Source organism: Fibrobacter sp. UWB1 (genome assembly GCF_002210325.1).
In the GTDB taxonomy this organism is placed as follows: Bacteria; Fibrobacterota; Fibrobacteria; order Fibrobacterales; family Fibrobacteraceae; genus Fibrobacter.
This window is the reverse complement of the sequence record NZ_MWQL01000012.1, coordinates 68,715-84,546: the sequence shown is the minus strand read 5'-3', so window position 1 is coordinate 84,546 and position 15,832 is coordinate 68,715. Positions and strand designations below refer to the sequence as shown.

Annotated in this window: 12 protein-coding genes; 8 read left to right on the top strand and 4 right to left on the bottom strand. The window is 48.9% G+C overall.

The window, feature by feature from the left end:
* Position 1: 1 nt before the first annotated feature.
* The 3 genes from B7988_RS10285 to B7988_RS10275 form a co-directional block, all read right to left on the bottom strand.
* Positions 2 to 223 (bottom strand): DUF1490 domain-containing protein, encoded by a 222-nt coding sequence (locus B7988_RS10285; protein WP_088657819.1) that lies wholly within the window; start codon positions 221 to 223, stop codon positions 2 to 4.
* A gap of 215 nt (positions 224 to 438) precedes the next feature.
* A complete protein-coding gene (locus B7988_RS10280) occupies positions 439 to 2,697 on the bottom strand; it encodes a TonB-dependent receptor (RefSeq protein WP_249268957.1) in 2,259 nt (752 codons plus the stop codon).
* A 202-nt stretch (positions 2,698 to 2,899) separates the two neighbouring features.
* Positions 2,900 to 4,243 carry a hypothetical protein gene (locus B7988_RS10275; RefSeq protein ID WP_088657818.1) on the bottom strand — a complete coding sequence of 448 codons (1,344 nt, stop codon included), beginning with the start codon at positions 4,241 to 4,243 and terminating at the stop codon, positions 2,900 to 2,902.
* 324 nt (positions 4,244 to 4,567) lie between these two features.
* On the opposite strand from B7988_RS10275, the gene B7988_RS10270 reads away from it, so the two are divergent.
* From B7988_RS10270 to B7988_RS10235, 8 genes are all read left to right on the top strand, one after another.
* Positions 4,568 to 5,404: an AraC family transcriptional regulator gene (locus tag B7988_RS10270; RefSeq protein WP_088657817.1), complete on the top strand. Its 837-nt coding sequence runs from the start codon at positions 4,568 to 4,570 to the stop codon at positions 5,402 to 5,404.
* Positions 5,405 to 5,489: 85 nt separating this feature from the next.
* Positions 5,490 to 7,274 (top strand): ABC transporter ATP-binding protein, encoded by a 1,785-nt coding sequence (locus B7988_RS10265; RefSeq protein WP_212668314.1) that lies wholly within the window; start codon positions 5,490 to 5,492, stop codon positions 7,272 to 7,274.
* Complete coding sequence (locus B7988_RS10260) at positions 7,267 to 8,997, top strand: ABC transporter ATP-binding protein (protein ID WP_088657816.1); 1,731 nt, start codon at positions 7,267 to 7,269, stop codon at positions 8,995 to 8,997. Before B7988_RS10265 ends, B7988_RS10260 begins: the two co-directional genes overlap by 8 nt.
* Before the next feature lie 90 nt (positions 8,998 to 9,087).
* Positions 9,088 to 9,654: a DUF3793 family protein gene (locus tag B7988_RS10255; protein ID WP_088657815.1), complete on the top strand. Its 567-nt coding sequence runs from the start codon at positions 9,088 to 9,090 to the stop codon at positions 9,652 to 9,654.
* Positions 9,655 to 9,696: 42 nt separating this feature from the next.
* The gene (locus B7988_RS10250; protein ID WP_072799357.1) at positions 9,697 to 10,125 is read left to right on the top strand and encodes a flavodoxin; all 429 of its coding nucleotides are present in this window, start codon (positions 9,697 to 9,699) and stop codon (positions 10,123 to 10,125) included.
* Between the two features lie 104 nt (positions 10,126 to 10,229).
* Complete coding sequence (locus tag B7988_RS10245) at positions 10,230 to 11,351, top strand: cysteine desulfurase family protein (RefSeq protein ID WP_088657814.1); 1,122 nt, start codon at positions 10,230 to 10,232, stop codon at positions 11,349 to 11,351.
* Between the two features lie 20 nt (positions 11,352 to 11,371).
* Positions 11,372 to 12,232 carry an ATP-binding protein gene (locus tag B7988_RS10240; protein WP_088657856.1) on the top strand — a complete coding sequence of 287 codons (861 nt, stop codon included), beginning with the start codon at positions 11,372 to 11,374 and terminating at the stop codon, positions 12,230 to 12,232.
* An 86-nt stretch (positions 12,233 to 12,318) separates the two neighbouring features.
* On the top strand, positions 12,319 to 14,673 hold the full coding sequence (locus B7988_RS10235; protein ID WP_088657813.1) for an MMPL family transporter: 2,355 nt from the start codon (positions 12,319 to 12,321) through the stop codon (positions 14,671 to 14,673).
* 198 nt (positions 14,674 to 14,871) lie between these two features.
* On the opposite strand, the gene B7988_RS10230 is transcribed toward B7988_RS10235, so the two are convergent.
* Positions 14,872 to 15,714 carry a nuclease-related domain-containing protein gene (locus B7988_RS10230; RefSeq protein WP_088657812.1) on the bottom strand — a complete coding sequence of 281 codons (843 nt, stop codon included), beginning with the start codon at positions 15,712 to 15,714 and terminating at the stop codon, positions 14,872 to 14,874.
* Between the last annotated feature and the right edge of the window lie 118 nt (positions 15,715 to 15,832).

Below are 15,832 nucleotides of genomic sequence, written 5' to 3'. Positions count from 1 at the left end.
ATTATTTATTTGCTTCTTTCTTTGCGTCGTTGCAGATGTCGGCAGCTTCGTCCTTCATATCCTGGAAGGCAGCCTTGGCGTCGGCAGTGAACTTCATGCCCTGAGCGAGTCCCTTGACGGCACATTCGCGAGTCTTCGGAGCCTTGAGGATCTTCTTTGCAATAGCGGAGCCAACAGCACCAGCCATCACCAACCAGAACTTTTCATTTTTCCATACGGACATAGTTTACTCCTTTTGTTAATTGTTTGTCACTATAAATCTATCTCTTTTTACTTCAAAAAGCAAACTACATACAAACTAATAAACAGACTTAGAGCCTTAGTCCCATAAGCTTTCCAAGCGACTAACAATGTTGCAAACATTCAATTTAGTTCAGGCTACGCAACTTAGTTTCCGGTTAGACAACTTAGTTAGCCAACGCTACCCAAAGTTAGATTCTATCTAAAACTGTACCGAATCTTTGTTGCGAAAGTACGTCCCGGTTTAGATTCGCCATACTTATCGTAAATGGTTTCGTCCAAAAAGTTGTCAACCTCGAAACTCCAGGCAAGTTTATTGTCCCACACGGAATATTCGACGCCTAAATCCTGCGTAAACGAGGCATCGATTTTTCTGCTTTGGCGAGAACTGACTTTCCAGCCGTAATAGTATTCATCGGTGTAATTTGCGGCCCACCAGAACTTGACAAAATCGTTCTTGTTGAGTATATCGCCCATGTGGAATTCCGCCATATAATTCATAAAGAACCGCGGAATATTCGGAATAATCGCGTCTTCTAAAATTCCCTGTTTGGCGTTATAATCTATATTGCGCAAATCCTGGAAAGTCCAGTTCGTTCCGAGCAGCACCCATTCATTCACATCGAGTTTTACGTCGCCTTCGTAGCCCCAGCCACGAATCGGGTCCATATTAAAGTACGGCACCGACATCTGTGATGAACCCATATAATGAATGCGGTTCTTGTAATAGGAATAAAAAACATCTCCGTCAAATCGGAATCGCGCAAACAGCGGAATTTCTTGCAAATCAAGAGACAGCCCCACGTTAAAATTATCTGCTTCTTCGGGCTTGAGGTTTGTCGCGGCACTCACGCGCACTCCATCGCCAAAGAGTTCATCAGGCGTGGGCAAGCGCACCGCATGCTGGTAGGATCCCTTAACCGCAAGCGGTTTTACAATCCTAAACATCAAGCTTTCATCGTAACTGAAATCCGTATAATCGTTCGATTCAACGGTCGCATTCTGCAATCTGCTTGTAGACGTGTTAGAGATTTCCGCCTTTAGGTAATGGAACTTGAAGCCCAGTAGATTTTGCAATCTCGAATCAAAGAAATTATTTTCAAGCGAAAGACCCGTTGTCGCAGAAATCGTTTTTCCGGGATACCCAGCAGTATTGAACCCAAGCATTTCCGTGCCAAAATCATCTTCGGGGTCTTCTTTATGATATCTGAAAAGCGTATTCCAGTAAATAAACTGATTCTTAAAGAACTGATAATCCAAATTCAACAAATCATTAAAGTCATACGCCTGAACAGTCCTCAATTTCGGAAGCCCCATCGTAGAAAGCTCGCCCACGTTTTTCTTGGCCGTATCACAGGCAAACCAGTTGCGGCAATGAACACGGCTCGTGTCAATGATTTTATTTTCGCTGTATCCGAACGAAAAATGATTACCAAAATTCAAGTCTTTTACAAACAAATTTTTCTTATCCAATCCGAATGTCGTGCCGAAATTATAGCCTTCCGCTCTCGATTCGACAATGCGGTTCGCGTCGCCTTGAATTTCTTTGCCAAACGCACCGTAGCTTACGCCCAGCGAGACCTGATCAAACCAAGCATTCATCAAGTTCGCAAAAGCCTGTACATTGTAAGAGGTGTAATGGTCATGATCGCGAACCACGCTCGTGTCCTTGCCCGTAGAACTTTTCATATAAGGCGAGGTAAATTTGTAATCATTGTCGGAATGGTTGAAATACCCCGACACACCCACTTCCAGGTCTGCGCCACCCACAATACTATCAATCAAGTGGCTCGCCGTTACAGAGGCCTTGTGCGTATTAAAACTCGAAAGGCTGTAAGAAGCGTCAATCGAATTGGCAGGGCGTTTCTTGGTGATGATATTGATAGCACCGCCAGCGCCATCTGTCGCAAAACGCGCCGGAACATAACCCTTGTAAACTTCGATATCGGCAATCTGGTCAATAGGAATATCGTCGAGACCCAAGTTGCCCTGCGTCTCGACAGGAACACCGTTCACGAGCACCTTGATATTCTTGCCTTCCATGCCCCGAATGTTGACTTTGCCTTCGCTGCCCATGCCGCCCGACTTGCGCACTTTCACACCCGAAGCCGAATTTATAGCCTTCGAGACAGTCTTGCTGGTATTCTGCATTTCAGCAGCATCAATCGTCGCAACCGATTCTGCCTTTTTAGCTTGTTTCGCCTGTTCCGCCTCCATTTCAGATTCCACCGAAAGTTCATCTAGTTGCGTGACACCCGACGCATTGGCCATGGGAGAACCAGATTGCGCCTCCGCACCATTCGCGTCATCATTTGTCGCAGTATTTTCTAAAGCCGTTTCTTCCAGAAAATCGTCTATCGAGGTAATTTCGTCATCCTGGGCGTGGGAGCAAACCGCACCAACTGTAGAAAAAATAAGGGCAAGCGTCGCTGCCTTGTAAAAAAACATCTTTTTCATCGGAGCGCAATTGAGCAATTTTTAGGTCAAATTTCTACTCCAAATAGTCTGCTAAAACCCCGAAAGGTTTTTTGCGAAGCAGATAAAAAATCGCCAAGCCGAGGATTTAGAACCTGCGAAACAAATAAAATCCGCCCTTGCATTTAGCAAGAACGGAGTTTGTGTTTATGAGGATAATGAGGTTTTATAAGAATTATTTAGCTTACTTGAGCGGCACAATCCACATCGGAATCGGTTCTACCGTTGCAATCTTTTCAGCCTTTTCAGTCTTCGGGTCATAACGGAAGTAAGCATTACCATCTTCTTCAGTAGAGACCGCAAAAAGCACGGTTCCGTCGTCATCAATGTACTTGCCGTAGCTAGCCCAGCTAGAAGAGTAATCAATCGGGAGGGCCTTCATTTTCTTCTTGGCAAGGTCGATTTCAACCGGCTTGCAGGTGTTGTTGTGGTAGCTGTCCATATCGGTCCAAACCTGCTGCAAATCTACCATCACGTTCAAGAAGGCATACACTGTAGTGCCATTGGCGTATGTGGCCGGGCTCAGGTACTTGAAGTTATCCTTCTTGGTGACGCCATCGATTGCGACTTCCTTGGTCACGAGCCATGCATAGTCCTTGTCGAACTTGGTTTCACCCACCTTGATACGCAGGAAACCATCGGTCTGACCGTCCGGAGAATAACCCCAAGAGGCATTGCAGTAACAATAAATGTAGCCATCAGCGAGAATAAATGCCTGGTTCTGCGAGTCATCCAACGAACCCACGGCAGCAACGCGATTGTCTTCAGCTACAGCAATAACCTCATCTTTCTTGACATCAATGATAGCGACCTGGGCCGTATTACCGGTAACATAATCGTTAATGTTTTGCAGCAAGCCCACATAAAGGCGTCCATCAACAATGAGACCCGTACCCGGAGACACGGCAATAGCATCATCATTTTTATATTCGGAAAGATCGATCGCACCCGTAATCTTCATCGTCTTCGGGTTGATAATGAGCAAGGAATCGAGTGCGCCGGCCAAGTAAGCCTTTTCTTCGTTCACAAAGAAAATGTGGTTTACCCAGACACCCGGGAGCGAAAGTTCTGCAGACTTTTTGCCAATCTTGTTGTTTGCATCGAGACTGTAACGGGCGATAGAGCCCACGTCAAGGTCAGCAATGAACAAGGAATTATCATAATAGACAACACCTGCGCGAGTGCCGACTTCAATGAAATCCTTACCCAAATCATCGGTGTGATCCAAAGACATTGTGCCGATGAACATCGTTTCGCCCGAAGCAATCGATGTTGCGAATTCACGCTTGTATTCGCCCTTGTCTTCTTTCTTGGAACTGCTGGAATTATCCTTGCTATCGCTAGACTTAACTTCGCTACTGCTGGACTTTGCCTTACTGCTGCTCGATTTATCCTTACTATCGCCGGACTTTTCAGTCGAAGAACTGGAAAGTTCCTTATCGTTATCAGACCTTGCCGAAGAGGAATTATCGCAAGCAACCAGCATACCGAGCGACACGATGAGCGCCGCTAAGAATCTTTTTTTCATAAATACTCCTTGAAATTGATGCGGAAAAACCGCGTTTGTTAATTTTGCGGAGCATTTTAGAAATGTCCCTGGAGCGGTTCTACTCCAAACGGAGACCGAAAAACCCAAATGGATTTTTTCACGCCATTTCCCGGTTTTGGTCAATTCCGGTCATTATTCAGCTCTATTCAGTCATTTTTCACTCCATTCAGACATTCTTGCAATAAAATTTTTCTATTGCCGTCACAAAATTAGCCTTGACGAAGTTTTGTTTACTAATTAGATTTAGCTTACTTTTTAAGACTAGACTAACAAAGCCGGTTTAAAGAGATTTATGAGGAAAACATGCTGAACATTAACGGAATTGAATGGCTGCACAAAATCGGGTGCTACCATACAACACTCGAAAGAGAACCAATCTTAGTTCTTGAATTTTGCCGGAAGGGGCAAATCAGCTGGGCCGGCGGAGCACTCCCCTGCAATCAGCTGAAGGCAGGAGAAATGCTGGTTTACGATGCGTGGACTTCGGGAGCGCTAACGCGTTCCGCCGATTACTGCGGCGACCGCATTTTGTTCTTTGAAGAATCAATAAGGTACATCCGCGAACATTTTGCTGGATTTCTGATTGACATCAATACGCTTGCCCAGAAAATGTGTCGTCCGGGACGTCCGTTTATTGTCCACACCAAAGAAGAAGTCGCCAGCGCCTTCGAAAAGATCGACAACAAGTCAAAAAATACGCAGGCAGAATACGGCAGACTCGCCATTTTGGAGCTTCTGCTCACCCTGAAAAATCTCGACACCCAACGCGAATTCGCCTGTCGCGAATGCAATTTATCTTCGATGCAAATTGAAAAAATCTACTGCATCCGTTCGTTTATCTGCGAAAATATGGACAGTCATTTCACTATCGAGGAACTTTCCAACAAGTTTGACATGCCGCCTACCGCAATGAAACTCTGCTTCAAGAACGTGTTCGGTTTGCCGGTATTCACTTACGCCCGCCGCGAGCGCATGAAACTGGCCGCCAAGCAACTTCGCGAGTGCGACCGAGGAATTCTCGAGATTGCAGGCGAAGTCGGTTACAATAACGGGAGTAAATTTGCCCACGCCTTCCAAGACGTGATGGGTATGACCCCCAAGGAATACAGGAAAAAGTACAGGATGACAAACGTCGCATAATAACAATGTGCAATGTGTAATGAGGAATGTGCAATGACAGTTCATTATAATCTCACATTTCACATTCAACATTTACAACTAAACTATGAAAAACACTTTCAAAAAACTTTACACATACATGGGTTCGCGAAAACCGCTGTTCCCGCTAGCATTAATTCTCTCGGCACTGAGCGCCATCGCGGGGCTCGTGCCGTTTTTACTGATGTGGCTGATCGTCCGCGAGATCCTTACGGATGGCGACATGACGAACATCAAGATTTTTGACTACTCCATCGGAGCAGTCTTGGCATCCGTCACAAGCGTTCTACTCTACTTTGCAGCCCTCGCATGCTCGCACCTAGTGGCATTTAGGCTCGAAGGCGACTTACGACGTTTCGCCATGAAAAAATTGATGAGCGCTCCACTTGGATTCTTCGATAAGAACCCGACCGGCAAGCTCCGCAAGATTATTGACGATAACGCCGCCATCACTCACACCTTTATCGCACACCAGATGCCCGACATTTCAAGCACCATCTTGATTCCGATTGTGGCTCTCGTAATGATGTTCGTTTTCGATTGGCGTCTCGGCCTTGCCTCTTTGGTACCCATCGCCTACGCCTTGTTCATTTTGGGCACCCTTGGCCGCAGGGGAACCAAGTTCATGGAACGCTACATGCATGCCCTCGAAGAGATGAACTCCGAAGCGGTGGAATACGTGCGTGGAATTCCCGTGGTCAAGGTTTTCCAGCAGACCATTTTTTCGTTCAAGAACTTCTACAACAGCATCGCGACATACCACAGGATGGTGACGGCCTATTCCGATAACTGGAAGGTCCCTTACTGCATCTACACAATTCTCGTGAACGGTTTTGTGCTATTCCTTGTGCCGACGGCAGCGCTCATTATCGGTTACGACGGCGATGTAAAGCTCACCATCGTAAACATGATGATTTATGTGCTGGTGACACCGCTGTTTTCGCAGTGCGTGATGCGCAGCATGTACCTGAGCAACGCTACAAACCAGGCGGGCATCGCGATTGACCGCATCAACGATATCGCACGCACCAAGGATTTGGAAGTATGCGAAAACCCCGTCCCTATGGAGCATTTCAATGTTGAATTCTGGAATGTAAACTTCACCTATCCCGATACTGACAAACAGGTATTGAGCGACATTTCGTTCTCGGTGCCGGCGGGTCACACAGTCGCACTTGTCGGGCCTTCGGGCGGTGGCAAGAGCACGATTGCAAAACTTCTGCCGCGATTCTTCGATGTCGACAGTGGCGAAATCACGATCGGCGGAGTTTCTGTAAAGAAGATTGATCCGAAGGAACTGATGAAGAATGTTTCTTTCGTATTCCAGAACACGCGACTTTTCAAGATGAGCATTTTGGACAACGTTCGCTACGGAATGCCCGATGCGACTCTCGAGCAAGTAAACAAGGCGCTTGATCTTGCGCAGTGCCGCGAAATTATTGACAAGTTGCCCGCTGGCATTAATACCGTTATCGGAAGCAAGGGAACTTATCTTTCGGGTGGTGAGCAGCAGCGAGTGGTGCTTGCGCGCGCTATCTTGAAGAACGCCCCCATCGTGGTGCTCGACGAGGCAACCGCCTTTGCAGACCCTGAAAACGAACGCTTGATTCAAGAAGCTTTGCACAAACTAGCCGCAGGCAAGACCGTTCTGATGATTGCCCACAGGCTTACAAGCGTGGTGAACGCCGACCAGATTATCGTTGTTGAAGATGGCGAAATCGCTGAACGCGGAACGCACTGCGAATTGCTTGAAAAGAACGGCATTTATGCCAAGATGTGGGCCGAATACCAGCAGTCTGTCACATGGACCCTCGACAATTCCAAGGATAATGAAGGAGGCGAAAATGTATAAGTGGGTTCAGAATACTTTTGCTCTTTCGGAAGAAGGCTCCCGCACGTTTGTCCGTGGCGTTGTCTGGACATTCCTGCACTTTGTTTCACTTATGTTCCCGATGATGATGCTCTTTTATTTTTTGATGGAGCAGATGGGCATTGGTGAATTTGCAGGCAAAACTCCGCACGGAACCTTGTTCTATGTGGGAATTGCTGCAGTCCTGTTTATCGTGATGCTTGTCATTTACAGGTTCTCGTACAGCGCGACTTACAGTAGCGTGTACGACGAAAGCATGCGTCGCCGCGTCTCGATTGCCGAAAAACTCCGCAAGTTGCCGCTCTCCTTCTTTGGCAAGAAGAACCTTTCGGATTTGACGTCGACCATCATGGACGACTGCAATGCGCTCGAAATGATTTTCTCGCATGCGGTGCCGGAACTTTTCGCCGCCATCGGAAGCGTCACCATAATTGGCATCATGCTGTTCTGCTACAACTGGAAAATGTCTATCGCGCTTTTCTGGGTGGTACCCGCAGCGGCATTGCTCATTGCGCTTTCCAAGAAAATTCAGGACCGCTGGTTCGAAAATTCATATAACGCCCGCCGCATGATTATGGAAGACATCCAGGAAGGTCTCGAAAACGTGCAGGAAATCCGCTCGTATTCGGGCGAAACCGCCTACCTCGATCAATTTGACAAGGATTGCATCAACTACGAAAAATCGCAGATGGATTCCGACGTGAAGGTGGGTTCGTTCCTGAATTCGGCGCAAGGCATTCTCAAGATGGGCCTTGCCACGGTGCTGATTACAGGAGCTCGCCTCTGGACCAAGGGCGAAATCGATGTATTCACCTATCTGGTGTTTATCGTGTGCGCGGCAACGGTCTACAATCCGGTTTTCCTAGTGTTCAACAACCTCGCTGAACTGTTCTTTGTGAATGTGCGCCTGCGCCGGTTCCGCGAAATGGACCAGATGAAACCTCAGGAAGGCGTAACGGCATTCGTTCCCCAGAATTACGATATCGAATTCAAGGACGTCGACTTCAATTACAACGAGAACAAGCAAGTCCTGAAAAAAGTTTCGTTCACGGCAAAGCAGGGCGAAATCACCGCACTTGTGGGCCCGAGCGGCAGCGGAAAGACGACCGCGGCAAAACTCGCGGCACGCTTCTGGGATATTCAAGGTGGCAAGGTGACCCTCGGCGGGAAGGACATCAGCAAGATTGACCCTGAAACGCTCCTCAAGAATTTCTCCATCGTCTTCCAGGACGTGGTGCTGTTCAACACGAGCATCAAGGACAACATCCGCATCGGCAAGCGCAATGCCAGCGACGAAGAAATCCTGAAGGTGGCAAAACTCGCGGGATGCGATGAATTCGTGAAGAAGATGCCGCAAGGCTATGACACCGTCATCGGTGAAAACGGCGAAACGCTCTCGGGCGGAGAACGCCAGCGAATCTCGATTGCACGCGCCCTGCTGAAAGACGCGCCCATCATCTTGCTCGACGAAGCGACTGCAAGCCTCGACGTAGAAAACGAATCCAAGATCCAGCGCGGCATTTCGCAGCTGGTGAAGGGCAAAACAGTCATCATCATCGCGCACCGCATGCGTACCATCGCAAACGCCGACAAGGTCGTGGTACTGCAAGACGGTCACATCGCCGAAACGGGCACTCCTGCCGAGCTCAAGGCGAAAGGCGGCCTATTCAGCAAGATGCTCGAATTGCAAATGAACAAAAATTAATACAAAATTAGCCTTGACAAACATCAAGGCTTTTTTGTATATTTGTTAGAGAAATCTAACTTTACAATTTATTTGTAGTTTGTAATAAAAATGAATCGCCTTTTAGACCACCGTCTCGTTCGCCAATGCGCGCCAACACTCGCCGGACTCAAGGTCGGAAGTTTATTCTGCCTTGAATCTTCACCCAGCGAAACGCTGTGCAAACAACTCGCCCACTGGAACAAGGAACTCAACCCTCGCGGCGTGTGCGTGCGCGTTATCGCAGAACGCTGCGGTCGCAGTTTTATCTACGTCTATCGCGAAGACGCCCTGAAAAAGCTTATTGCCGAGCCGGAAATCCGCCATTTTCTCGCCGCCTACGGCTACACAGACTTTAGCACCGACTGTGCACTCGCATTCATGACGGCGCGCATCCGCAAATGCCACTGTTTTCCGCACGAAGTCGGACTTTTCTTGGGCTACCCCCTCGAAGACGTGAAAGGGTTCATTATCAACGGCGGCAGGAATAGCAAATATACGGGCTACTGGAAAGTTTACGGCGATGTAACCGAATGCGAAAAACGGTTCGCCTGCTTTCGCAAGTGCTTCGATGTTTTCAACAAACTATTTGAAAAAGGATATTCGCTGCCGATGCTGACCGTCCGAAACGCAGCGTAATCAAACGACATTTACCTCTTTAATTCACCTAGGAGAATCACAATGGAAAAAATCGCAGTCATTTACTGGAGCGGAACCGGCAACACCGAACTGATGGCAAAATACGTCGCCGAAGGTGCAAAGGCCGCCGGTGCCGAAGCCGACGTGTTCAGCGTCTCGGACTTTTCGCAGGGCCAGTTGGGCGAATACGCCCGCTATGCGCTGGGCTGCCCCGCCATGGGCGCCGAGGAACTCGAAGATTCCGAATTCCAGCCCTTCTACGAAGCCGTCAAGCCCGCACTTAACGGCAAGAAAGTCGCCCTGTTCGGCTCTTACGGCTGGGGTGGCGGCGAATGGATGAACCCGTGGAAGGCCGACGCCGAAGCTGCCGGGCTCGTACTTGTGGCAGACCCGCTCGCCATCGAGAACGCCCCCGATGACGCCGGCAAGGCCGCCTGCCAGGATCTCGGCAAGGCGCTCGCCACCGCCTAAAAAGACTTTTTCTTTCTTATAGTGTTTTGGATTGAAGCAGCCCTGACGGAATCACACTCCGTTGGGGCTTTGCCGTTCCCCATTTTTCTATCTTTTTGGTAGTTATGTCCTACTTCGACTACACGGCAAATACCCCGGCATGCGAGGAAGCCTTGCAACGATTCTGCGAAGTTGAACGCAGGTTTATCGGCAACGCCAATTCGAATCACGAAGCAGGGCGTGCGGCAAAAGCTTTCCTCGCCCAAGTGACCGATTCCATCGCGAAACTTTTGGGCGTAAACCCCGACGAAATCATTTACACCTCGGGCGCAAGCGAAAGCAACAACACCGCCATCCGTGGCATCGTCCAGGCCAAGCGCCATGTGGGCAAGCACATCATCACGAACCCGCTGGAACATTCTTCGGTAAGCGCCACGCTCACGGCATTGCAAGAAGCGGGCTACGAAATCGAGATGGTAAAAATCGGCACCGACGGGAAAATCGACCTGGAAGACTTGCGAAGCCTGCTCCGCAAAGATACGGTGCTTGTGACGGTAAACGCGGTCGATAGCGAACTCGGGACGCTACAACCACTGGAAGCCATCAGCAAAATTGTCCGCGAGTTCCCGAGCTGCAGCCTTCACGTGGATGCAACGCAGGCCATCGGCAAAACGCCTATAAACCTGAATTTGGCAGACACGGCAAGCATCGGCGCGCACAAGTTCTACGGGCTTTCGGGCAGCGGGCTTTTGTACAAGAAAAGCGGAATCGCCATGGAACCGCTCATTTACGGCGGAGCAAGCACCACCATTTACCGCAGCGGCACCCCGACACTCGCGTTGGACGCATCCCTCGAAACGGCACTGTCGCTTGCCGTGGAGCATTTCGAAGAACGATTTGCCCGCGTCAAGGAGCTGCGAAAGATTTTGCAAGAAAAACTCTGCGGCTATCCGAAAGTCCGCATCAATTCGCCCGCAGACGCTGTTCCGCACATTTTGAACCTGAGTGTCGCGGGAGTCCGCGGGAACATTTTCCAGAAAGCTCTTTCGGACAAAGGAATTTACGTGTCGGTCAAGTCCGCCTGCAGCGTAGATGCGCTCCCCTCCCGCGCCGTTTTTGCCGTCTGCCGCGACCGCAAAAATGCTTTGAACTCCTGGCGCATAAGCCTTTCGCACCTCACCACCGAAAAAGAAATCGGCGAATTCATGGCCGAATTCGACAGCTGCTACAAAGAACTTTGCAAGTAAACGCAAAAAAGGTAATGAAAATGGCAAGAGAACTTTCATTTGTCCAAAGCGTAGAACGGAGCATTTCGAAAACATACCGCGAAAGGCTCTGGACGCCATTCATTACCGCCATCAAGAACTACAAGCTCATCGAAGAAGGCGACAAAATCGCCGTCTGCATCTCTGGCGGCAAGGATTCCATGCTCATGGCGAAGCTCATCCAGATGCTTCACCGCCACAGCGACGTGAAATTCGACGTGGAATACCTGGTGATGGACCCCGGTTACAACGAAATCAACCGCCAGAAAATCGAAAGCAACGCAAAGCTCCTGGAAATCCCCATCACTGTTTTCGAGACGAACATTTTCGACGTGGCAAACAACACCGAACGTTCCCCCTGCTACGTTTGCGCCAAGATGCGCCGCGGGCACCTCTACCACAAGGCAAAAGACCTTGGCTGCAACAAGATTGCGCTGGGTCACCACCTTTCCGACGTCATCGAGACCACCGTCATGGCGATGTTCTACGGTTCGCAACTGCAGGGCATGATGCCCAAACTCCACAGCCTGAATTTCGGCGGCATGGAACTCATCCGCCCCATGTATTGCATCAACGAGCAGGACATCATCAACTGGAAAAACTACAACGGGCTGCAGTTTATCCAATGCGCCTGCCGCTTTACCGAAAGTTGCACCGTCTGTGACAACGGCGGTGGCGGTAGCAAGCGGCAAGAAATCAAGATGCTCATCAAGCGCCTCAAGCGCGAAAACCCGAACATCGAAAAGAGCATCTTCAACAGCCTGCACTCCGTCTGCATCGAGACATTCCCCGGCTACAAGGCCGGCGGCGAACTGCATTCGTTCCTGGACGATTACGAGGAACGCTTACCGCAGAAAGGGTAAACGAGCCGTATTTTTTGAGCCCGTCTGTTTGGAGTAGAAAAAACGGCGCTATGGCTCTATTTTTTCCCTCAAAAATTGAGGGTTTTATGCAAGTTTCTCGTGTCAACAAGGTTTTTGCCCGATTGGGGCGTTTTCAGGTTCGTTTTCGCTGGTTAATTCTGCTAATAACAGCCATCGTGACGGTTTTGGCGAGCCTCGGGCTCCCGCATCTGCAGATGAGTAGCAGTGAAGAGGACTGGTTCGACGACTGGGACAAGGTGAAAATCGACCAGGCTCATTTCAACGAAAAATTCGGTAGCGATGACGGTTACATGGTGATGGTCCGTGCTGACGACGTGTTCGCACCGGAGGTGTTGCAGGCAATCGACAGGCTTTCGCGCAGGCTCGAAAACGAGGTGCCGTACGCCGACCGAGTTGTTTCACTGACGCACAATTTGTCGATTCCGGTCGCAAATGACGAAGGCTTCGAAGTCATCGATCCGTTCGAAGGCGGTGTTCCCAACAACCCGCAGGAACTGGAAGCGAAAAAACGGCTAATTCTTTCTCGCGAATCGCTCGTGAACAACATCGTTTCTGACGACGCGAAAGAAACATGGATTATTCTCGCGCTGAAATCCTACGAAGGCGGCGTCAATTTTGGCAAGGACAGTATCGCGCCTTTTGCCCGCGAGGTCATCTATTCCGACGAATTCAAAAGCGACAAGTTCGAGATGCTTCCGACGGGTATGAGCTACACCGAGATGGAAGAAGACGAAGTCATCTCGCGAGAATGCGCAATGCGTATCGGTTTCGGATTCCTGGTGATGCTCGTATGCCTTATCTTGTTCGTAAGGTCGCTGCGCGGCGTGGTGGTGCCTGCGATTGCAACGGTCGGCGGTATCGCCTCGGTACTCGGCATCAATGCGTGGCTCGGTGTTGTCGGCGACGAGAGCATGGTCGCGCTCCCGGTGCTTTTGGGAATGGCGCTTTCGGTGGGTTATTCCATCCACTACATCAATTCATTCCGCATGCATTTTAGGCGCACGGGCAACCGTCGCGAATCCGTAATTTGCGCCGTCGAAGAAACGGGCTGGCCCATTCTCTTTACCGTCATTACCACGGTCGCATCGTTGATTTCGTTCCTGTTCGCGGGAATCCGCCCCATCCGCTGGATCGGCGGCATTTCGGCAGGCATCGTCACGATGGTTTATCTGTACGTCATCATCCTGATTCCGATTCTCATGAGTTTCGGCAAGAATGCAAAACCGGACCCGACGCAGGTAAAGTCCGCAGGGGCCACCAAGGCGGACATTCTCTTTGAATTCTTCGGGCGCAAGGTGTGCAGGCACAGCATTGTTATCGCAGTGATTTCGGCTGCAATTATGCTGTTGCAAGTTCCAGGCATGATGCACATCGATGTGAACATGGACTACACCGAAACTATGGGCGAAAAGATTCCCTTCGTGGTGCGGCTCAAGGACATGCTCAGCGGAAAACTCGGAAGCCTTTACGACTTCAACGTGATGGTGGAATTCGATGACGCGGACGCGCTCAAGGACCCCGCCAACATGAAGCGCATCGAGCAACTTGAACAGAAACTCGGCACGCTCCAGCTCACAAAAATTTCGGGTGACAAGCCGCGCGTGCAATCGGTGACGCGCCTCGTGAAAGAGATGAACCGCACGCTGAACGCCGACAGCATCGAGTATTACAAGATTCCCGACGCACAGGACATGCTCACGCAGCTGCTTTTCCTGTACGAAATCTCGGACCCGGACGCCCTCTTTGAACGCATGGACGAAAATTACAAGACAACCTTCATTCACATAGAACTGGCCGGCTACGACGCAAACAAAATCGTCGAGGACTTGGATTCGGCCAAAAGCTACGGCGCACAGATTTTCCCCGACGCGAAAGTTTCCGTCGTGGGCGAAGTCGTGAACTACGCCGAAATGAATGGCAAGCTGGTCGGTGGGCTATTGCGCTCGTTCGGCGGATCGTTCGTAATTATCGCCATCATGATGATTCTTGCGTTCGGGAGCATCAAGGCGGGCCTTATCGGGATGATTCCAAACGTCGCGCCGGTACTCCTGATCGGCGGCATCATGGGCTATTCGGGCATGCCGCTCGACATGATCACGATGATTGTGATGCCTATGATTTTGGGCATCGCCGTCGACGACACCATTCACATGAACAACCACATCAAATACGGATTCGAGCGCACGGGCAGCTACAGGCACGCGCTACTGCTTTCTTACCGCGAAATCGGAAAGACAATGGGCATGACCACCTTCATCCTTTGCGCGATGTTCTTCGTGTTCATCTTCAGCCCCATGGGCGCACTCCACAACGTGGGCCTACTCTCCATCGTGGGCCTAGGTGCCGCACTCCTTGCCGACTACACGCTCACCACCGCACTTGTTTACCTGTGCAAGCCATACAGTCGTGAGTCATCCTGAGCGGAGAACCGTAAGGTTCATAGTCGAAGGATCTAGGGCGTTTCCCGGCCCAAGTTCCCAGAGCCTGCCGAAGGGTGGGCCGGGTCGGGCTATACTCGCTTCGCTCACCGAGCCTGTAGTCTCGGCCCTTACGGGTGACTATCCCTAACGCAAAAAAATGGAATTAACAAATCACCATAATACTCTAAAAAGCCTTTTTTAAAAAGGCAAGTCGTCATCATCAACGAGAGTTGGTTTCCGACCTTGTTCCTGTCTCATTTTAACATAGTCATTGTGTTTTTGTTGAATATACACAGAGTTATTGTTAAAAGAACTCAACCTATTATATAGTGCATCTATTTGCTCCGGAGAAAGTACTCTTTGAGATGAGTTGATTTTTCGTCTTATTACAGTAGATAAACTATTTCGCTTTAAAATAATTCTATCAGAAGAATTCTCAGGGACATCCTTCAACTCACATCTTTCACTGAATACAATAATCGAGTAATAGGGATAGTTATTACCAAGTATACGTTGAATTGCTTTGATATGACCTTCATTTTGCTTAACCGGATTATAAAAGAACTCCTTTTTCCTTGGCATTGTTTTGCACCAGTTTTTGGAATTCAAATTACCAAAAATCCATCCAGAATAATTTTTGCTTTCAAACACATAGATTCCAGTTTCGTGAATCCAAACCATATCAATTTCCGTTTTCACCCCGATGTATATATTGCCAAGAATTTTATAGTAGAAGTCAAGCCCTTGACTCAAATTGACAATCTCTTTAAATGTGAGGAATTCTCCATATTCACCCAACTTCGAATTTCCTGGATGAATATTGAATAAGTCATTTAAAATGAATCTATTGGAGCGAGCTAGAGATTTATAAAATTTTTGATTATTTTTAGTCTTATCCGGTATATCTGCAAAGATCTCGTCTTCTTCGTCATCTTCAAAGCGAGACTGCCTAGGAATATTCTTTGATATGGCAGTATCGAGAAAGCGCACTGCTGCTATTATTATAAGTATTACGAAAAAGCCTAATATCAACTGCAACATATTATACGCTCAAAATCAAGCCCACAAAGACGTTATGGATAATATATATAACTAATCCCCATAACGACAATTTGCAGAATAAAATCAACAAATTTTTCAAATTTTGCAGATTCAAATC

Coding starts and splice junctions, on each gene's coding strand:
- B7988_RS10285 (WP_088657819.1), bottom strand. CDS start 223: ATGTCCGTATGGAAAAATGAAAAGTTCTGGTTGGTGATGGCTGGTGCT.
- B7988_RS10280 (WP_249268957.1), bottom strand. CDS start 2,697: ATGAAAAAGATGTTTTTTTACAAGGCAGCGACGCTTGCCCTTATTTTT.
- B7988_RS10275 (WP_088657818.1), bottom strand. CDS start 4,243: ATGAAAAAAAGATTCTTAGCGGCGCTCATCGTGTCGCTCGGTATGCTG.
- B7988_RS10270 (WP_088657817.1), top strand. CDS start 4,568: ATGCTGAACATTAACGGAATTGAATGGCTGCACAAAATCGGGTGCTAC.
- B7988_RS10265 (WP_212668314.1), top strand. CDS start 5,490: ATGAAAAACACTTTCAAAAAACTTTACACATACATGGGTTCGCGAAAA.
- B7988_RS10260 (WP_088657816.1), top strand. CDS start 7,267: ATGTATAAGTGGGTTCAGAATACTTTTGCTCTTTCGGAAGAAGGCTCC.
- B7988_RS10255 (WP_088657815.1), top strand. CDS start 9,088: ATGAATCGCCTTTTAGACCACCGTCTCGTTCGCCAATGCGCGCCAACA.
- B7988_RS10250 (WP_072799357.1), top strand. CDS start 9,697: ATGGAAAAAATCGCAGTCATTTACTGGAGCGGAACCGGCAACACCGAA.
- B7988_RS10245 (WP_088657814.1), top strand. CDS start 10,230: ATGTCCTACTTCGACTACACGGCAAATACCCCGGCATGCGAGGAAGCC.
- B7988_RS10240 (WP_088657856.1), top strand. CDS start 11,372: ATGGCAAGAGAACTTTCATTTGTCCAAAGCGTAGAACGGAGCATTTCG.
- B7988_RS10235 (WP_088657813.1), top strand. CDS start 12,319: ATGCAAGTTTCTCGTGTCAACAAGGTTTTTGCCCGATTGGGGCGTTTT.
- B7988_RS10230 (WP_088657812.1), bottom strand. CDS start 15,714: ATGTTGCAGTTGATATTAGGCTTTTTCGTAATACTTATAATAATAGCA.